The following is an 18,219-nucleotide window of genomic DNA, read 5'->3' on the forward strand; positions in this document are numbered from 1 at the left end:
GGCATCCCGTAGGGTCAGCCAGTGACTCCTCCCCCGGCTGAGGCCGGGGGCTTCTCGTTAACCCTTCCGGGCGTCGCGACGGGCCAGCCCGGCCCGTAGAACGTTGACGGCTCCCACGGTGTCGGCGTGCGCCCGGTGGCCGCAGACCACGCAGTGGAAGGTTTCTTGGCTGGGCCGGTTCTCCGCCGTGACGTGCCCGCATTCGGGGCAGGTGCGGGAGGTGTTGCGGGGGTCCACGGCGATGACTTCCCGTCCGGCGCTTTCAGCCTTGGCGTGCAGGATCGCGAGGAACACCCCCCAACCGGCATCCGATATCGAGCGGTTGAGTCCGGCCTTCGCCGACGCGCCGTTGGGCAGGAAGGTTCCCGGCCGGTCCGGATCCGGCCTGGGCGCGGGAGCCTTGACCATGCTGTGGATCCGGAGGTCTTCGTGCGCGATGAAGTCATGCCTGCGGACCAGTTGGAGAGCGGTCTTGTGGGCGTGGTCGAGCCTTTGGCGGCGGACCTTGCGGTGCAGGTCAGCGACCCGCTGGACGGCCTTGCGGCGGCGGTTGCCGCGCCGCTCGCAGCGGGCAAGGGCCTTCTGGGCGGCTTCGAGCTTCGCGGCCGCCTTCCGGCCGTGGCGGGGATTGGACACGAACTCGCCGTTGGAGTCGGCCAGGAAGTTGGCTATGCCCAAGTCGATGCCGACCACGGAACCGGTCGCGGGCAGCGGCTCGGGCTCACCCTGCTCGGCGGTCAGCACGACATACCAGCGCCTGCCCTCGCGCTTGACGCTGACGGTCTTGACCCTGCCGATCACCGGCCGGTGCCGGTTGACCCTGACGTGCCCGACGCCCTGGAAACGGACACGGGTCACCGGGTCGTGCGGGGTGGAGTCCCAGCGGCAGCCGTCACCGTCCTTCGGGAAGTCCACCGTGTCGAACCGGTTCACACCCCGGAAGCGCGGGTATCCGGGCTTCTCACCGGACTTGACGCGGCGGAAGGACGCGGCGAACGCCCTGTCCAACCGGCGAAGCGTGGCCTGCTGGGAGGAGAACGACCAGCGGCCCTGACACTCCGGGTCGAACGCGCGGATCTCCTTGAGCTGCGCGGACTGCTCCCCGTACCGGACCATGACCTGGGAGACATGCCGGTAGGCGTCACGGCGCTCCTGCAACGCCCCGTTGTACAGTGAGCAGTGATCCCGCAGCATCTCAGTGAGCGCCTGCTGCTGGCCCACGGTGGACCTGATGAGGAACTTGTACGCACGGATCACCCGGCCCACCGCCTTTCGGTCGACGCGATCACCATAATGCGGCCCACTGACAACGCAGCGAACCACGGCACCTCACGCCTCCGGGCCAAGGATGCGTATTCCCTCCCCCACTGAATCCGGGCATACCCACGCAAGGAGAGAGATGGCGAAGTACTTCGACGTGCACCCAGAGTCCCCCCAGCCGCGCACCATCAGCACCGTGGCCGACAGCATCCGGTCCGGGGCGCTCATCGCGTACCCGACCGACTCCTGTTTCGCCCTCGGCTGCCGACTGGACAACCACGACGGCCTGGAGCGGATCCGCTCGATCCGGCGCCTCGGCGAGCGCCACCACTTCACCCTGATGTGCGAGGACTTCGCCCAGCTGGGGCAGTTCGTCCAGCTCGACAACTACGTCTTCCGCGCCGTCAAGGCGGCGACACCGGGCAGCTACACCTTCATCCTCCCCGCCACCAAGGAGGTGCCGCGCCGGCTGCTGCACCCGAAGAAGAAGACGGTGGGCGTCAGGATCCCCGAGCACGCCGTCACCCGGGCGCTGCTGGCCGAACTCGGCGAGCCACTGGTGTCCAGCACCCTGATCCTCCCCGACGAGGACGAGCCGATGACCCAGGGGTGGGAGATCAAGGAGCGGCTGGACCACGTGCTGGACGCGGTGGTGGACTCGGGCGACTGCGGCACCGAACCGACCACGGTCATCGACTTCTCCGGCGGCGAGGCGGAGATCGTCCGGCGCGGGGCCGGGGACCCCTCGCGCTTCGAGTGAGGGGTCGGCGGCCGGATCAGCGGTGGCGCAGGTCCGCGAAGGCGCCCGCCAGACCGCCGAGCGCGACGGCGGGGACGACCCAGGCATCCCAGGGCTGACCTGCCACTACTCCCGAGATCACCACCAGGGCGACGAGGGCCACGGCCGTCGCCCGTGCCGCTACCGATCGCGGAAGTAGCCGTAAGGGCTTGCCGTTTCGCTGCTCTCGGGCCAGTTTGATGACGAGCAGGAGTACTGCGACCGCGAGCAGCGGCGGCACCGTGTCGTGGGTCATGGCGCCAGGATGTCATGGATGGTGAAGAGTTGTTCGAGTTGGGTGGGGTCGTCGGTCCGGAACACGGCCGTCTCGACGGCGAGTTGGAGCTCAGGGCCGTGCAGCCATTCGGCGAAGGTCCGGTACGGGGCGCTCTCTATGTCCCAGAAGGCGTTCGAGGGTTTGAGGCCCCCGGAGAGGGCGAGCTCGTGCAGCCGCTCCACGGCCGTCGGGGTCGCCAGGCGGGCCCATTCTGCTAGCCGGGCGCCGGTGCCGTCCGGGTCGGCGGCGGCGAGGGTGCAGAGGACGGACTCGGCGTCCCACCACTCCTCCGAGTTGTGGAGGGCGTCCGACCAGAACGCGTCCAGGAGCCGGCGCAGGTACGGGGCCTCCGGCCAGTCGTACCAGCCGGCCTGGGCGAGCTTGAGGCCGACCAGCTCCAGGTCGGGGACGGTGAGTTCGCCGGTCAGGACGAGTTGGAGGATGCGGGGGGTGAAGTAGCGGAAGTCGCCGGGCGAGCCGACGGTGTTCAGCGCCGAGGTGGCGTAGCGCATCAGCTCGTCCGGCCCGAGCCGCTCGCGCGGGGTGCGCAGGAGGGTCTCGATCTCGGCCGGCGCGTGGCAGCACGGGCAGGCGTCGATGCCGGTGGGGCGCGGGGCCGTTGCGAACGCTTCGGGGAGCCCGTGGATGAGGTTCTGCAGTGCGGTGCCGTTCATAATGGACGCCATTCAACACGCCGGGCGGTGGGGGCCAGCAGGTGGACGAGCAGGTCAGGAACACCGTCGGCAACAGCACCGTCCAGGGCGACGTCTACCAGGCGCAGCACCTGACCGTGCACCGGACCGACCGGTCGGCGGTGCGGTGGCCGATGGTGATCGGGCGGATCCCGCGGCGCGCCCGTCGAGGTGGATGGACCTGCCCTCAGCGGCTGGCCGCCCACGACAGCAGCAGCCGCAGCGCGTCGTCGGACGGGGTGCCCGGGTCGGCGGTGTAGGTGATGAGGGCCTGGTCGGGGTCGTCGGCGGGGCGGAGGGTGTCGTAGGCGAGGTCGAGGAGGCCCGCGACGGGGTGGTGGAAGCGTTTGCGGCCGGAGGTCTTGTCGGCCACCGGGTGTTCGGCCCAGTAGGTGTTGAACTCCTTGCTTCCGAGGCAGAGTTGGCCGACGAGTTCGGCGAGGCGGGGGTCGTCCGGGCGGCGGCCGGCTTCCAGGTGGAGGAAGGCGACGTTCTCCCTGGCGCAGGTGGACCAGTCGGCGAAGAGGTCGCGGGAGGCCGGGTCGAGGAAGGTGATGCGGGCGATGTTGCGGTGTTCGGGCGGGAGGGCGCCGTAGTCGCCGAAGACGGCTGTCGCGGCCCGGTTCCAGGCCAGGATGTCCATCCGGTGGCCCATCACCATGGCCGGGATGTGGTCGAGTTGGTCGAGCAGGCGCAGCAGGGAGGGGCGGGGCTGCTGGCGAGCGGTGGGGCGGCGGCGGGTGCGGTCGGCGGGGCGGGCGAGGCGGTGGAGGTGGCCGGACTCGTCGGGGGCCAGGCGCAGGGCTCGGGCCACGGCGTCGAGGACGGCTTCGGAGGGGTTGCCGACGCGGCCCTGTTCGAGGCGGGTGTAGTAGTCGACGCTGACTCCGGCCAGGTGGGCGAGTTCCTCGCGGCGCAGGCCGGCGACCCGGCGTCGGCCGCCGTAGTCGGGGAGGTCGACGTCCTCGGGCTGAAGGCAGGCGCGGCGGGTGCGGAGGAAGTCGCTGAGGGCGGTGGTCGGGTTCACGGAAACGATTCTGGCCCGGCGCAGCGCCCGGGTGCCTGGCCCTCCCAGGACCAGGCACCCGGGCATGGCGCTCTCAGCCGGTGGGGGACGGGAAGGCCGGGACGAGGCCGCCGTCGATCACGATGTCCTGCCCGGTGATGTACGAGGACCGCCCGGAGAGCAGGAAGGCGACGGTCTCCGCGACGTCCTCGGCTCGCCCGAGCCGGCCCAGCGGGACCTGGGCGCGGAACGGCTCGTGGTCGGCCGGGTCGGGGACGGCGGCGTGGAACATCTCGGTCACGATGTAGCCGGGGCTGACGGAGTTGACCCGGATGCCGCGCCTGGCCAGTTCGCTGCCGAGGGTGCGGGCGAGGCTGAGCACGCCCGCCTTGCTCGCCGCGTAGGCGGCCGCCCCGGGGAGGCCGCGGTGCGGGGTCCAGGAGGCGTTGAGGACGACGGAGCCGCCGCCCGCCGCGTCCAGCAGGGGCAGGGCGTGCTGGACGGTGAAGAACACGCCCTTGAGGTTGGTGTCGACGATCCGGGCGAAGTCGGCCTCGCCGACCTCCTGCACCGGCTGGAACCCGGCGACGCCCGCGTTGGCGAAGACGCCGTCGAGCTTTCCGTACCGCTCCCGGACGGTGTCGGCGAGGCGGGCGAGGTCGGCGGGCACCGTGGCGTCGGCCCGGACGGTGAGCAGGCGCTCGCCGCCGTCGAGGTGTTCGCAGCCGTCGAGGTGTTCGGCGCCGTCGAGTTCCTCGGCGGCGCGGGCGAGGCGGGTTTCGTCACGGCCGGTGATCACGACCTGGGCGCCGGAGGCGAGGAGGAGGCGGGCGGTGGCGAGGCCCATGCCGCTGGTGCCTCCGGTGACGAGGACGGTGGGGTGGGGGGAGGTGGGGTTCATGGTGGGGTTCATGGCACCCACCCTCACGGCGGGCACGGGGCGTTACCAGGCCCGTTTCGACCCTGGGTGCGCCAGGACCATCCTCGGGAACAGATCCGGTCACCGCCGGGTTGGGGCAGGACGACAGCCTTGTGGCACACCCGAACAGCGAGGGCTTTCCCATGAAGATCGGCATCATCGGTGCGGGCAACATCGGCGGCAACCTGACGCGGCGTCTGACCGCGCTCGGGCACGAGGTCTCGGTGGCGAACTCGCGTGGTCCGGAGTCGCTGAAGGCACTGGTCGAGGAGACGGGCGCCAAGGCGGTGACGGCCGCCGAGGCGGCGAAGGGCGCGCAGGTCGTGGTGGTGACGGTGCCACTGAAGAACGTGCCGGACCTGCCCGCGGGGCTGCTGGACGGCGCCGCCGAGGGCGTGGCGGTGATCGACACCGGCAACTACTACCCCAAGGAGCGCGACGGCCGGATCGACGCGATCGAGGACGGCGGGCTGACGGAGAGCCGCTGGACGGAGCAGCACCTCGGCCACCGGGTGGTGAAGGTGTTCAACGGCACCTACGCACAGGACCTGTTGGACCGGCCCCGCCCGGCGGGTGACCCGGAGCGCCTCGCCGTGCCGGTCGCCTCGGACGACGAGGCGGCGAAGCAGGTCGTGCGGGCGCTGGTCGACGAGTTGGGCTTCGACACCGTGGACGCGGGCGGCATCGACGATTCCTGGCGTCAGCAGCCGGCCACCCCGGTGTACGGGCTGCGCGCCGGGGTCGCGGCCGTGGAGCGGGCGCTTGCGGAGGCGTCCCCGGAGCGCCCGCAGGCCCACCGGGCCTGAGTCAGCGGAGCCGGCGCGCCCCTCGGCCGCCCGGCTGACCCCGCGATCCGGTCATCACACCGGCCGCGGCCTGGGGTCCGCCCCGGAGCTCCCCCGCACCACCAGCTCGGTAGCCTGCTCCACCCCCGCCGGGGGCGGGGCGGCTCCGCGCACCTGGTCGAGCAGCCGCCCGACCAGCGCGGCGGCGATCGCCCCCAGCGGCAGCCGCACCGAGGTCAGCGCCGGATGCAGATGGCGGCAGAGCGGCGTGTCGTGGAAGCCGGTGACCGCGACCCCGCGCGGCCCGACCGCCAGCCCCTCCGACCGCACCGCCTCGTAAACGGCCAGCGCCAGCAGGTCGCTGCCCGCCGCGACGGCCGTCGGCCGCTCCGGCCCCTGCAGCAACTCCCGTACGGCCGCCGCCTCCGGGCGGGCGGCGGTGACGGCGGACAGTCCCAGCCGGCGCGCCTCGGCCAGGAAACCCGCCCGGCGCGCCGCCATCCACGGCAGGTGCTCGGAGGCCCCGAGGTACCCGATCCGCCGGTGGCCGAGCGCCGCGAGGTGGCGCACCACGGCGGCCATCGCCGCGTCGTTGGCGATGTCCACCCAGTGCTGGGGCTGCGCCGGCCCGGTCCGGCCGAAGGTGACGAACGGGACGCCGAGCCGGGCGACGTGGTCGATCCGGGGGTCCTCGGCGAGCACGTCCGCCAGCACCAGCCCATCCACCTGGCGGGCCGCCACCAGCTCGTCGATGGCGGCCGTCGGGTGGTCGGCTGCGCCCCGGGCCGGGCGGAACAGCAGCACCCGCCAGCCCTGTTCCCCCGCCGCGTCCACCAGGGCCTCCAGGAAGCCGGCCATCAGCGGGTTGGGGTCGTAGGGGTCGTCCACCGGGGCGAGGTAGCCGATGGTGCGCCGGGCGCCGCTGCGCAGCGAGCGGGCCGACTGGTCGGGCTGGTAGCCGAGTTCGCGGATCGTCGCGCTCACCCGCTCCAGCGTCTGCGGACGGACCCGGTGCGGGGCGTTGAGCGCGTTGGACACGGTCTGCCGGGAGACCCCGGCCGCTCGGGCGACCTCCTCGATGGTGGTGGCGCCGCGGCGCGGCCGGTGTGCTGCCTCGGGCATGCGGTCCTCCAGGCGGTACGGGCACGGTCAGGCGTACGGCACAGTCAGGCCCGGCACAGGGTCAGCAGCCCGCCGCGCGGTACGGGGATCGGGGTGGCGAGGCCGAGCTCGACCTCACCCTGGCGGACGATACGCCCCCGGGCGTCCCGCACGGTCGCCACGGCCGCCCCGCTGCCGCCGGTCAGCCGGACGTCCGGGTCGGCGTCGGCATTGGCCACCAGCAGGGTCCGCCAGCCGTCGCCGGAGGCGTCCACCGGCAGGGCTGCGTAGCGGGCCACCGCGACGGTCTCCCCGCCCAGCGCCGTCACCAGCGGGTACCCGAGGTCCGGCCGGGACGGGCGCAGCTCGCCGAGCTGCAGGGTGTCCCGGTGCGTACGGAAGACGCCGAGCCAGAAGGCGAGCGCCTCGCGCTGGGCCGGGCTCTGCGCGGCCAGGTCGACGGAGACCTGCGGCACCGAGAACAGCACGTTGATCAGGTGGCAGGCGATCTGCTCCGGCGGCTCGGCCCGGTGCCACATCAGCATGTCGGAGTGGACCGGGACGGGCCCTGCGGCGAGCCGCAGGTCGACGGTGCGCTGCCGGTTCTCCTGCGGGCTGAGCGGGCAGTCGGTGGCGCGGATCATGGTGACGTACGGCCACAGGGCCGGGCTGACGTACGGCTGGCGGTACTCGACCATCGCCTCCGGGTTCGCTGCGGTGATCCGTCGGCGGATGGCGGCGAGCAGCCGCTCCACCCCCTCGTCCACGCTCGCGCAGTCCGCCCCGGGGCCGGCCGGGGCCGGGGCCGAGGCCGGGCCGCGGGAGAACCAGTCGACGAAGTCGACCTTGAGCCCGTCCATGCCCCACTCCTCGACGGCACGGGCGAGCCGGTCGGTGAGGAACTCGCGGACCTCGGGGTGGCGCGGGTCGGCCACGATCGCGCCCAGGTGGGCGGCGTCGGCGAGGGCGTGGCGGCCGAGTTTCCCGAAAGCGGCGCTGTCCTTGCCGATGAACGGCAGGGCGTACCAGAGCAGGTAGCGCACGCCGAGCCCGTGTACCCGCTCGACGTGTGCGGCGGTGTCGGGCAGCGACACCGGCTCCCAGTCGCCGCAGTGGGCGTAGCCGCGGGTGCGGTCGGCGGTCATCCAGCCGTCGTCCACGATGATCACGTCCAGGCCGAGCTCCTTGCCGAGCGCGGCCTGGGCCTCGACGCCCTCGGGCGTGACGTCCTGGTGCATCGAGTACCAGGTCGAGTAGGCGGGCCGGCGGGCGGCGTCGGGGATGTCGGCGGTGCGGCCGTTCCCCCACCAGGCGGCGAGGTCGGCGAGGCAGCGGGCGAAGTGCCGCCCCGAGGTGTCGATCCGTACGGTGAGCTCGCCTTCGGCCTGGGCCCAGCACCGGAACTCGCCGGTCTCCTCGACCACTCCGGCCCCGGCCAGCACGTCGGGGCGCTCGGCGGCGAAGGCGCACAGCGCGACGTCCCCGGTGCCGACCAGCGCGGCGATCGGGGCGCCGGCCGTGAGGCCGGTGCGGCGCGGCGCGCTCCAGGCGGCGGGCAGCCAGCCGGTGCCGCGCGGCTCGGGCGTCCAGAGGGCGGTGGCGTCCACGCAGGGCACCCGCCACTCGATCCGTACGGGCCCCTCGTCGCGCGCGGTCACCTCGACCACTCCGTCCGCGACCGCCCGGGCGGTGGCCGCTCCGCTCGCCGTGAGGTCCAGGCCCTCGGCGTGGAGCGGGCGCAGGCCGCCGCGGGCGGCGGGGGCGTACGGCTCCCAGATGTCGGTCATGCTGCTCAGCCTTTCGTGGCGCCGGCCAGCAGGCCGGAGACGAACTGCCGCTGGAGGACCAGGAAGAGGACCATCATCGGCAGGGTGGACAGCGCGGTGCCGGAGAGGATCGCGCCGTAGTCAGTGGTGGCCTTGTTGCCGTAGAGGGTCGCGAGGGCCACCGGCAGGGTGTGCATGTCGGGGCTGCGCAGTGCGATCAGCGGCCAGACGAACTGGTTCCAGGAGCCCAGGAACAGGAAGATCGAGAGCGCCGCCAGCACCGGCCGCATGACCGGGACGACGACGCTCCACAGCACCCGGAACTCGCCGGCGCCGTCGACCCTTGCGGCGTCCAGGAGTTCGTCCGGCAGGCTGGTCAGTGACTGGCGCATGAGGAAGATGGCGAAGGGCACGCACAGCCCGGGCAGGATGACCGCCTGGTAGGAGTCGAGCAGGCCGAAGCTCGTCATCATCTTGAACAGCGGTACCAGCATGACCTGTTCGGGCACCACGAGGGTGGAGAGCAGCAGCGCGAACAGCAGGGTGCGGCCGCGGAAGCGGAACTTGGCGAAGGCGTAGCCGGCCAGCAGGGCGACGAACAGCGCGCCGACGGTCTGGATCCCGGCCACCAGCAGTGAGTTGCCGATCACCCGGAGCAGGCCGATCCTCCGGTCGAGCCGGTGCAGGTTGTCGCCGAGGCCCCCGCCGGGCAGCAGGTGCGGCGGCCAGTCGAAGATCTCGGTGTCCTTGCGGGTGGTGGAGATCAGCAGCCAGTAGAAGGGGGCGACGGAGAGGCCGGTGAGGCCCGCGAGGAGGAGGGTCACCGGCCAGCCCCGCAGTTTCGTCGGGATCATCGGTCCTTGTCCCCCATCAGGCGCATCTGGGCCGCGCCGAGCACCGAGACCAGCAGCGTGAGCGCGTAGGCGATGGCGGAGGCGTAGCCGAAGTCGAAGTACCGGAAGCCGTTCTGGTACAGGTACATGGAGACGGTCAGGCTCGCGTTGTCCGGGCCGCCGCCGGTCAACACGTACGGCTCGTCGAAGAGTTGGAGCGTGCCGATGGTGGACAGCACGACCGTGAACAGCAGGACGGGGCGCAGCGCCGGCACGGTGATCGCGGTGAAGCGGCGGACCGGTCCGGCGCCGTCGACCATCGCGGCCTCGTACAGCTCCTTCGGGATGCCCTGGAGGCCAGCCAGGTAGATGACGGCGTTGTAGCCGGTGTAGTGCCAGGTGAGCACCAGGACGACCGCCATCCGGGCCCAGAACGGCTGGCCGAGCCAGTCGACGGCGGGCAGGCCGACGGTCTCCAGCAGCCGGTTCACCGCGCCGTCGTCGGTCCTGAGCAGGAAGGCGAACATCACCCCGGTGGCGACCAGGCCGGTGACGGCGGGCATGAAGACGCCGAGCCGCCACACCGCGCGCCAGCGCACCACGGCGGAGTTGATGCCGACGGCCATCAGCAGGGCGAGCGCCAGCATCATCGGGACCTGGACGACGAGGATCTCGGCGGTGTTGCGCAGGGCCGTCCAGAACAGCGGATCGCCCAGCAGGCGCCGGTAGTTGGCGAGTCCGGCGGCGCGGGTGGCGGCGCCGGCGCCGGTGGTGAAGGAGAGCAGCAGGGAGTCGACGATCGGGTAGGCCTTGAACACGCCGAAGGTGACCAGGGCCGGGGCGAGCAGCAGGTACGGCAGGGCGGCGCGGCGCCGGCGGGCGCCGCGGCGGGTCCGTACGGTCCCGTTGGCCAGGGCGACGGAAGGGGCGGCGGGCGAAGTGGCGGCGGTCATGCGATCGTTCGGCCGGTCTGCTGGGCGAGCTGCCTGGCGGCGTCCTGCAGGACGGTGGCCGGGTCGCCGGACTTGAGGAAGACCTTCGTCTGGGCGTCGCCGGCGAGCTTGAGGGCGCGGGCGTAGTCGCCGGAGTAGTCGGTCGGGTCGCCGCCGTCGACGGCCAGGTCCGCGAAGGTCTTCAGGACGGGCTGGCCGCCGAAGTACGGGTGCGGCGCGGCGTACATCGGGTCGGCGTAGGCCGCGGTGAGCGCCGGGAAGACACCGCCGGCGGCGAACATGGCGTTGACGGAGGCCGGGCGGGTGAGCGCGTACTCGACGAACTTCCAGGCGGCGCGGCGGCGCGGACTGGAGGCCGCGACGGCCAGGTGGGTGGAGTTCACCAGGGCCGTGCGCTTGCCGCCCGGTATGACGGCCGGGGGCTTGGCGAGGCGCCAGCTGCCGCTCTGGTCGGGGAACTTGGACTCCAGGTAGTGCGCGGCCCAGGCGGGCATCGGGGCGACGGCGAGCTTGCCCGCCTTCATCAGGGCGGCCCAGCCCTGGTCGCCGGGGGCGTCGGCGACCAGCCCGGCCGCGTCCAGGCGCTTGATGATGGCGAGGGCGCGGACGTCCGGCTCGGAACCGAGGGTGATCTTCCCCTGGAGGTCGAAGTAGAACGCGCCCTGGAGTTGCATCAGGGACTGCAGGAAGTCGAGGTCGGGGTCGGGGTTGGCGGCCTTGTTGATGCCGATGAGGGAGATGCCGGGGTTGGCGGCCTTGAAGCGGTCGGCGACGGCGATCAGGTCGTCCCAGGTGGCGAGGGTGGTCGGGTCGATGCCCGCCTTGTCGAAGCAGTCCTGGCGGTAGAAGAAGCCGAGCGGGTTGACCTCCCAGGGCAGCGCGTGGACGTGGCCGTCCTTGCCGGTGACGACGGGCCACAGGCCCTTGGCGAACGCGTCCTTGTGGGCGGTCGCACCGAACTGCGAGAGGTCGGCGAGGCCGCCGGGGAACTTGTCCAGGTAGCCGGGCAGGTAGTCGCAGCCGATGTGCAGCACGTCGCCGAGACCCTGCCCGCCGGCCGCGAGACCGACGGTGATCTTGTCCCAGATGGCCGGGTTGCCGATGTCCTGGACGTCGACCTTGATGCCGGGGTTGTCCTGCTCGAACGCCGGGACGACTCCGCGCAGCGCGGCGGCGGCCGTGGCCCAGGACCAGACGGTGACGGTCCCGGTGTCGGCGTCCCCACCCGAGCCCCCGCCCGGATCGGACCCGCCGCAGGCCGCGAGGGCGCCACCGGCGGCCAGGGCGAGCAGGCCGGCTCCCGAGGCGCGGAGCAGGTCGCGCCGAGAAAGGTGTGACATTGCATTCCTCCTGATGGGGTGGCGCCGGGCGGAGAGGAAACGAGGGGCAGTGCGCTCGAAGGGCGTCGATTTGAACGTTCAAACCCACAAAACAAACCACAACCCAACAGGTTCACACGAGCGGGAGACAGCAAACGCCCGCCCTCCCCGCGCCGTCAACCCCTGCGCACCCGAGGGCGGGCTCCGCAACCGTTCCGTTATCACCGGCCCGCCCGACCCGCCCAGGCAGCGGCGTGCACCGCCCGTCAGTCGGCGGCCGTCCAGGCACCGGCGATCTCGGCGGCGACGTCCTGAATGAGCGTCAGGAACACGTCGACCAGCGGGGTGAGCGAGGTCTCGGCGGCGGTGGTCGCGTAGAGGCGGCGGTGCAGCTGCGGGTGGGCGAGTGCGCGGTGGGTGGTGCCGGGCACATGGGTCAGAGCGAGGCGGGAGACCAGGGCCACCCCGATGCCGGTGCCGACCAGGGCCTGGGCCACGTCGTAGGAGGCGGTCTGGAACCGGATCCGGGGCGTGAAACCCGCCCCGGCGGCGGCCAGGTCGAACTGCTCGCGGGCGGCGTGGCCGGCGACGATGGCCACCCACGCCTCGTCCCGTAGCTCGTCCAGGCGCAGCGGGGTGTCCGGATCCGACCCGATGGCCGCGGGGTGGTCGTCGGGGAGCACCACCACCATCGGGTCGTGCAGCAGCGGGTGGACAGCCACGCCCGGGAGCGGCTCGGGCGGCGCGGCCCAGGTGGCGATGACGGCCAGGTCGAGCCGGCCCTCGGCGATCTCGGCCATCCCGCGCGCCGAGGCCACGTCCTCCACCGAGACGTCCGCCTCCGGGTGCCGGTGGCGCAGCGCGGTCAGCGCGGGCGGCAGCAGGTGGAGGGCGGCGGCCTGGAAGGCGCCCACCCGCAGCCGCAGCGCGAGGTGCCCGAGCAGGGCGGCGAGCCGTTCAGCGGCCTCGTCCGCCTCCTGCTCGATCCGGCGCCCGTGCTCGGCGAGCAGCGCCCCGGCCACGGTGAGGCTCGCCCCGCGCGGCCCGCGCCGCACCAGCGGGACCCCCCAGTCCCGCTCTGCCCGGGCGACCTGCTGGGTCACCGCCGCCGGGGTGAGCCCGAGGGCCTGCGCGGCGCGAGCGAGGGAGCCGAAGCGGTCGATCAGCGCGAGCAGCCGGAGCTGGTCGGGGTCCGGCCTGGCCGGGGAGCTTGGCATTCAGGAATCTTAAGACTGTGCCGCGCATCGGCGACTTCTCTGAATGCTCGGGCCGTACGAGTCTGGCCGGGAACGCCCCTCCGCTGCCTGCCGAAAGGCCCGTCCGCCGTGCCCACCCACCTGCTCCTCTTCGTGACCACCACCTGGCTGCTGGCCATGCTCCCGGGCGCTGGACAGGCCCTCATGCTGCGGCAGACCCTGACCGGCGGCGCACACCTGGCCCGCGCCACCATCGCGGGCAACGCCACCGGGCTGGTGTTCTGGTCCACCGCGGCCGCGGCCGGGCTGTCGGCCGCCCTGCTGGCCGACCCGGGCGCGTACGCCGTCGTGCGGGTGGTGGGCGGACTGGTCCTGATCGTGCTCGGAATCACCACCCTGCGGTCCGCCCGGCGAGCGCCGGACACGCCCGCGCCGAGCGCCGAGCCCGGGCAACGGAGCTGGTGGGGCGCGTACACGGCGGGCCTCGGGACGAACCTCGGCAACCCGAAGGCCGGAGTGTTCGCGATCTCGGTGCTGCCCCAGTTCGTCACGGCCCACGGCCCGGTCCTGCTGTCGACCATCGCCATGGGGGCCCTCTGGGCCCTGGTCACCGCCTGCTGGTACCTGCTGTTCACCTGGGCCGTCAGCCGGGGCCGCGCCCTGGTGTCGAGCCCAGCCGTCCGCCGCGGCCTGAGCACGGTGACCGGCGTGGTCCTGCTGGCCCTGGGCGCGGCGGTGGCCGGCGGCCTGTGACGGTCGACGTGCTCTTCCCGAGGAGGCGCGCGGGCGACAGGTGGCAGCCGTCGTGGTCGGCTCAGGCGAGCACGACCGGGGCGCCCGTCAAGTCCACGCCTGCGCGGCGCAGGTCGATGAGGGCGGCGTCAGTGGTGTCCGGGGCGACGCCGGCCGTGTAGTCCAGCAGGACGCGGGTGTCGAAGCCGGCCTTCACGGCGTCCAGGGCGGTGGCCTTGACGCAGTGGTCGGTGGCGATGCCGACCACGTCGACGGCGTCCACGCCCTGGTCGTGCAGCCAGTCGGCGAGCAGGGTGCCGTCGGCGGTGAAGCCTTCGAAGCCGCTCTTGGAGGCGGAGTGGGCGCCCTTGTAGAAGACCTCGTCCACCGCGCCGGCCTCGACGGCGGGGGTGAAGGCGGGGTGGAACTCGCCGCCCTCGGTGCCGACCACGCAGTGCACCGGGAAGGAGTCGCGGAAGTCCGGGCGCTCGGAGAAGTGGCTGCCCGGATCGACGTGGTGGTCCCGGGTGGCGACCACCCGGGACCAGCCCTCCCGCCCGGGGCCCTGGACCAGCTCGGCGATCGCCCGTGCCCGGTCGGCGCCGCCGCCGACCGGGACGCTTCCGCCCTCGCAGAAGTCCTTCTGCACATCCACCACGATCAGCGCACGCGTCATCGAACGGCCTTTCCTCAGCAGGGATCCCACGGACTCGCGGCCCAGCTTGGCGGCTTGACGGGCCGTGGACGAAGCGACCGGGCGGCCGTTCACCCGAACGGGTTTCGGATGGCGGTACGGCACATGACGCGGAGGGCAAGGGCGGGCCCCCGGTCCATGCCCCGGCCGTGCCGCGCCCCCCATGCTTCACGTCACGATCCCGCCCCTTGGAGCCCAGCCATGGACAGACCGGCAGCACGGCCGACTCGGTCTCTGGAGGAGACCTCGCCCGGCTACTACGTGATCGCCGACTCGGGCTGTCCGGCGTGAGCGTCCTCACCGACTGAACGGGCTGCGCGAGAAGTCGGCCGGGCCGACTTCTCGCGCAGTCGTCTCCTTGTCCCTCAGCGGCACAGGGCCGCGTCCACGACGGCCTGCACCTTCCGCACGCCCGCCTCGTCGGACGGACTGCGGGTCACCGCGACGTACGCCGCACGACCGCCCTCGGTGGCGTCCAGGGTGATCCCGCTGACCACCCGGTAGCGGGTCGGGTTAACCCCCCAGCCCTTCATCGGCTTCTGACACGTATGCGAACCCGTAGATCTCGGTCCGGATTTCCGCCGAGCCATTGAGGGCGGGCTGTTCCCGCGCCTACACTCGCCCGGCCGTGACCTCGTGTCCCGGAGCTCCCTCGCGTACCCGGTGTCGCACGATCCGATCCTGGTACCGGCCTTTGTCCCCCAACCCACCCTCGTGGAGGACCACTTGAAGGCTCCAAGCATGCGCCGAATACTCCTGGCAGGGGTGAGCAGCCTGGCCCTCGCGGCCTCCGGCGCGCTCGCCGTGCCGACGGTCACCAGTGCCGTGGCCGCCGTCGGCTACCCGGCGGTGCACCCCGCGGTGGCCGACTACAGCCAGGTGTCGACCGGCACCACTCCCCCCACCCCGGCGCAGTGCTCGTCGGCGGGCCGCCGCTGCTTCAGTCCGCAGGGCATCCGGGCCGCCTACAACCTGGGCCCGCTGTACGCCAACGGCTTCGACGGCCGCGGCCAGACGATCGCGATCCTCGACTCGTACGGCAGCGACACCATGGCGCACGACCTGCACGTCTTCGACCAGGCCTTCGGCGTCAACGCGATGTGCGGCGAGGAGGGCGTGACCTGCCAGCCGGGCATGCCGACCTTCAGCGAGCTGCACGTCCAGGGCGCGCCGGGCACCACAGCGCCGCCGGGCACCAGCCAGGGCACCGGCCAGGAGAGCAAGGCCGCCTGGGCGCTGGAGGTCGCGCTCGACGTCGAGACCGCGCACGCGATGGCCCCCGGCGCCAACATCCTGCTGGTCAGCACCCCCACCGCCGAGACGCTCGGCGTCCAGGGCCTGCCCACCCTGATGGACGCCGAGCAGTACGTGGTCGACCACCACCTGGCGAACGTCATCTCACAGTCCTTCGCCTCCGCCGAGGGCGCGTTCGCGAGCAGCCAGTCGATCGAGCCGCTGCGGCACGCCTTCAAGTCGGCGGCCCTGAACGGCGTCACGGTGCTCGGCTCCACCGGCGACAACGGCACGGCCGGCTCCGAGAAGACCCCGGTGAAGTCGGGCGGCTCCACCCTCCCGTACCCGTCCGTGGAATGGCCGGCCTCCGACCCGCTGGTGACCGCCGTCGGCGGCACGTTCCTGTGCACCGACCCCGGCGCGACCGGCGGCCGAACCGTGGACAGCACCGACAACCCGGCCGCCTGCCAGGCCAACGCCGGTGCGTCCGAGGTGGGTTGGAGCGGCTCGGGCGGCGGGTTCAGCCAGGTCTTCGACAAGCCCGCCTACCAGTCGGCACTGCCCGCCGGCTCCACCGCGATCGGCACCAAGCGCGCCACGCCGGACGTGGCCCTGCAGGCCGCCCCCGGCACTGGCGCGCTGGTCTACCTGTCGCTGCCGCCGGACGGCTCCTCCGGCCTCAAGTGCGGCGCCACGCCGTGCAGCACGGGCTGGTACGACATCGGCGGCACCTCGCTGTCCTGCCCGCAGTGGGCCGGCCTGGTCTCGATCGCGGACCAGATCAACGGCGGCGGCCTCGGCCAGATCAACCCGGCCCTGTACAAGCTGGCCGCCGCCCCGGCCACCTACGCGGCCGACTTCAACGACGTGACCCTCGGCAACAACACCACCGACCCCACAGTGCCGGGCTACTCCGCCACCACCGGCTGGGACCCGGTCACGGGCCTGGGCACGCCCAACGCGGCGAAGCTGCTGCCCGACCTGGTCAGCGCCTCCCACTCGGGCTGATACACCGGGGCGGAGGCCCCACAACACCTTTGCCCCGTCGAGCCGTTGATCGGCGGGGCAAAGGCGCAGCGCGAGAAGGCGGCCGGCCCACGCTGGTGCGGCTGCCATCATGTGTCGGTGTCGGTGTCAGGCTGGACCGAGAGGACGATCTTGCCGCGAGTGCGCCCCGACTCGCTGACGGCGTGGGCTTCGGCGGCGCGCTCCAGCGGGTACGTGTGCGCCACGGACGCCCGCAGCAGGCCCCGGTCGACGAGGTTCGCCAGGGCGGCCAGGTCCGCACCGGACGGGGTGAAGGACAGCTCGACCAGCCCGAGACCGAGCGCGTCGGCGCGGGCCCGCAGGGCGGTGCGGTCCGGGCCGGTGCCGCGCACGTCGACCAGGACTCCGCCGGGCCTGAGGACGTCGAGCGACCGCAGACCGTAGTCGCCGCTGATCGGGTCGATCACCGCGTCAACCCGGCGGCCGTCGGCGGCCAGCTCGGCGGCGAAGTCCGTCGCCGTGTAGTCGAGCACCTCGTCCGCGCCCAACCCGCGCACGAAGGCGTGGTTGGCCTCGCGAGCCGTGCCGATGACGTGGGCACCGCGCGCTTTGGCGAGCTGGACCGCGAGGTGGCCGACGCCGCCCGCCGCCGCGTGGACCAGCACCCGGCCTCCTTCCCCCACCGCGCTCGCCCGCTCCAGCGCCTGCCATGCCGTCAGCGCGGTCACCGGCAGGGCCGCCGCCTCGCACAGCCCCGTGCGCCGGGGCGCGGCGGCCAGCTGGGACTCGGGGACGGCCGCGTACTCGGCGTAGGAGCCGCGCGGCGGGATCGTCACCCCGTAGACGCGCTGGCCCGGCTCGAACCGGGTGGCGCCCGGGCCGTTCGCCTCGACCGTCCCGGCCAGGTCGAGGCCGATCGGGAACGGCGGGGTTCCGAACCGGCGCACCTGGCCGGAGCGGATGCGCCAGTCGGCGGGATTGACCCCGGCGTACGCGATCCTGACCAGCACCTCGCCCGGGCCCGGCTCCGGCACCGGCACCGGCACCGGCAACCAGGCCTCCTCCAGCATGTCCGGCCCACCGTATTCGCGGACGACAATCGCACGCATACCGCTGCCCATGGGATCCCCCTCGGTGACCACCGCCGACGGGAAACGGGCCGCTCCCGATCGCCTCGCCGTGACGATCATCCTGGTAGGCACAGGTATCGTTTGTGAAGTAGGTACCTGAATGATATTCAGGTACCTCATGGATACCAACCCGCGCCGCGACCCCGCCGACCTCCCTGCCGACCTCCTCGCGACCTACCGCCGTGACTGCCCCTCCCGCACCGTCGTCGAGGTCCTCGCCAACAAGTGGTCCCTCTACGTCCTCGCCGCCCTGCGCCGCTCCGCCGAACCCCTGCGGTTCAGCCGACTGCGCCGCCAACTCGACGGCGTCACACAGAAGATGCTCACCCAGACCCTGCGATCCCTCGAACGCGACGGCCTCGTCGCCCGCACCGTCTACCCCACCGTCCCCCCGCGCGTCGAATACTCCCTCACCGACCTCGGCCACGCCGCCGGCGAACTCACCACCGCCGTCGCCGACTGGGCCATCGACCACGCCGCCCGCGTCCACGCCGCCCGCGCCGCCTTCGACGCCCGCGCCGAGACGCTCAGCCCTCGCTAGGACTGCGACCATGACGT

Annotated in this window: 19 protein-coding genes; 5 read left to right on the forward strand and 14 right to left on the reverse strand. The window is 72.9% G+C overall.

The window, feature by feature from the left end; all coding sequences use genetic code 11:
* Nucleotides 1-57: 57 nt before the first annotated feature.
* On the reverse strand, nt 58-1,257 hold the full coding sequence (locus ACIG5E_RS12930) for an RNA-guided endonuclease InsQ/TnpB family protein (protein ID WP_396533539.1): 1,200 nt from the start codon (nt 1,255-1,257) through the stop codon (nt 58-60).
* Nucleotides 1,258-1,399: 142 nt separating this feature from the next.
* On the opposite strand from ACIG5E_RS12930, the gene ACIG5E_RS12935 reads away from it, so the two are divergent.
* The gene (locus ACIG5E_RS12935) at nt 1,400-2,020 is read left to right on the forward strand and encodes an L-threonylcarbamoyladenylate synthase (RefSeq protein ID WP_396533441.1); all 621 of its coding nucleotides are present in this window, start codon (nt 1,400-1,402) and stop codon (nt 2,018-2,020) included.
* 16 nt (nt 2,021-2,036) lie between these two features.
* Here the strand turns inward: ACIG5E_RS12935 and ACIG5E_RS12940 are convergent, their stop codons facing one another.
* The 4 genes from ACIG5E_RS12940 to ACIG5E_RS12955 form a co-directional block, all read right to left on the reverse strand.
* Nucleotides 2,037-2,294: a hypothetical protein gene (locus ACIG5E_RS12940; RefSeq protein ID WP_396533442.1), complete on the reverse strand. Its 258-nt coding sequence runs from the start codon at nt 2,292-2,294 to the stop codon at nt 2,037-2,039.
* The gene (locus tag ACIG5E_RS12945) at nt 2,291-2,989 is read right to left on the reverse strand and encodes a hypothetical protein (RefSeq protein ID WP_396533443.1); all 699 of its coding nucleotides are present in this window, start codon (nt 2,987-2,989) and stop codon (nt 2,291-2,293) included. The genes ACIG5E_RS12940 and ACIG5E_RS12945 overlap by 4 nt, the downstream gene beginning before the upstream one ends.
* A gap of 205 nt (nt 2,990-3,194) precedes the next feature.
* The gene (locus ACIG5E_RS12950; RefSeq protein ID WP_396533444.1) at nt 3,195-4,034 is read right to left on the reverse strand and encodes a helix-turn-helix domain-containing protein; all 840 of its coding nucleotides are present in this window, start codon (nt 4,032-4,034) and stop codon (nt 3,195-3,197) included.
* A gap of 73 nt (nt 4,035-4,107) precedes the next feature.
* Nucleotides 4,108-4,926 (reverse strand): SDR family NAD(P)-dependent oxidoreductase, encoded by an 819-nt coding sequence (locus ACIG5E_RS12955; protein ID WP_396533445.1) that lies wholly within the window; start codon nt 4,924-4,926, stop codon nt 4,108-4,110.
* Between the two features lie 149 nt (nt 4,927-5,075).
* Between ACIG5E_RS12955 and ACIG5E_RS12960 the strand changes: the two genes are divergently transcribed.
* A complete protein-coding gene (locus tag ACIG5E_RS12960) occupies nt 5,076-5,738 on the forward strand; it encodes an NADPH-dependent F420 reductase (protein WP_396533446.1) in 663 nt (220 codons plus the stop codon).
* Between the two features lie 54 nt (nt 5,739-5,792).
* Here the strand turns inward: ACIG5E_RS12960 and ACIG5E_RS12965 are convergent, their stop codons facing one another.
* The 6 genes from ACIG5E_RS12965 to ACIG5E_RS12990 form a co-directional block, all read right to left on the reverse strand.
* Nucleotides 5,793-6,839, reverse strand: coding sequence for a LacI family DNA-binding transcriptional regulator (locus ACIG5E_RS12965; RefSeq protein ID WP_396533447.1), 1,047 nt, complete (start codon nt 6,837-6,839; stop codon nt 5,793-5,795).
* Nucleotides 6,840-6,883: 44 nt separating this feature from the next.
* Nucleotides 6,884-8,605 (reverse strand): glycoside hydrolase family 36 protein, encoded by a 1,722-nt coding sequence (locus ACIG5E_RS12970; RefSeq protein ID WP_396533448.1) that lies wholly within the window; start codon nt 8,603-8,605, stop codon nt 6,884-6,886.
* A 5-nt stretch (nt 8,606-8,610) separates the two neighbouring features.
* Complete coding sequence (locus ACIG5E_RS12975; protein ID WP_396533449.1) at nt 8,611-9,438, reverse strand: carbohydrate ABC transporter permease; 828 nt, start codon at nt 9,436-9,438, stop codon at nt 8,611-8,613.
* Nucleotides 9,435-10,370 carry a carbohydrate ABC transporter permease gene (locus ACIG5E_RS12980; RefSeq protein WP_396533450.1) on the reverse strand — a complete coding sequence of 312 codons (936 nt, stop codon included), beginning with the start codon at nt 10,368-10,370 and terminating at the stop codon, nt 9,435-9,437. The genes ACIG5E_RS12975 and ACIG5E_RS12980 overlap by 4 nt, the downstream gene beginning before the upstream one ends.
* A complete protein-coding gene (locus ACIG5E_RS12985) occupies nt 10,367-11,710 on the reverse strand; it encodes an extracellular solute-binding protein (protein ID WP_396533451.1) in 1,344 nt (447 codons plus the stop codon). The genes ACIG5E_RS12980 and ACIG5E_RS12985 overlap by 4 nt, the downstream gene beginning before the upstream one ends.
* Before the next feature lie 245 nt (nt 11,711-11,955).
* On the reverse strand, nt 11,956-12,906 hold the full coding sequence (locus ACIG5E_RS12990) for a LysR family transcriptional regulator (protein WP_396533452.1): 951 nt from the start codon (nt 12,904-12,906) through the stop codon (nt 11,956-11,958).
* Between the two features lie 108 nt (nt 12,907-13,014).
* On the opposite strand from ACIG5E_RS12990, the gene ACIG5E_RS12995 reads away from it, so the two are divergent.
* Nucleotides 13,015-13,638 (forward strand): LysE family translocator, encoded by a 624-nt coding sequence (locus ACIG5E_RS12995; RefSeq protein ID WP_396533453.1) that lies wholly within the window; start codon nt 13,015-13,017, stop codon nt 13,636-13,638.
* Nucleotides 13,639-13,699: 61 nt separating this feature from the next.
* Here the strand turns inward: ACIG5E_RS12995 and ACIG5E_RS13000 are convergent, their stop codons facing one another.
* Both ACIG5E_RS13000 and ACIG5E_RS13005 read right to left on the reverse strand, forming a co-directional pair.
* Nucleotides 13,700-14,293 carry an isochorismatase family protein gene (locus tag ACIG5E_RS13000; RefSeq protein ID WP_396533454.1) on the reverse strand — a complete coding sequence of 198 codons (594 nt, stop codon included), beginning with the start codon at nt 14,291-14,293 and terminating at the stop codon, nt 13,700-13,702.
* Nucleotides 14,294-14,676: 383 nt separating this feature from the next.
* Complete coding sequence (locus ACIG5E_RS13005; RefSeq protein ID WP_396533455.1) at nt 14,677-14,844, reverse strand: hypothetical protein; 168 nt, start codon at nt 14,842-14,844, stop codon at nt 14,677-14,679.
* A 208-nt stretch (nt 14,845-15,052) separates the two neighbouring features.
* Between ACIG5E_RS13005 and ACIG5E_RS13010 the strand changes: the two genes are divergently transcribed.
* Nucleotides 15,053-16,552, forward strand: coding sequence for a hypothetical protein (locus ACIG5E_RS13010; RefSeq protein ID WP_396533456.1), 1,500 nt, complete (start codon nt 15,053-15,055; stop codon nt 16,550-16,552).
* 107 nt (nt 16,553-16,659) lie between these two features.
* Here ACIG5E_RS13010 and ACIG5E_RS13015 read toward each other — a convergent pair whose 3' ends face one another.
* Entirely contained in the window at nt 16,660-17,640 is a 981-nt protein-coding gene (locus ACIG5E_RS13015) for an NADP-dependent oxidoreductase (protein ID WP_396533458.1), read from the reverse strand.
* A gap of 139 nt (nt 17,641-17,779) precedes the next feature.
* Here ACIG5E_RS13015 and ACIG5E_RS13020 point away from each other — a divergent pair, with 139 nt between their 5' ends.
* Nucleotides 17,780-18,202 carry a winged helix-turn-helix transcriptional regulator gene (locus ACIG5E_RS13020; RefSeq protein ID WP_396533459.1) on the forward strand — a complete coding sequence of 141 codons (423 nt, stop codon included), beginning with the start codon at nt 17,780-17,782 and terminating at the stop codon, nt 18,200-18,202.
* Nucleotides 18,203-18,219: the final 17 nt, after the last annotated feature.

The organism is Kitasatospora sp. NPDC053057 (assembly GCF_044546945.1).
Classification (GTDB): domain Bacteria; phylum Actinomycetota; class Actinomycetes; order Streptomycetales; family Streptomycetaceae; genus Kitasatospora.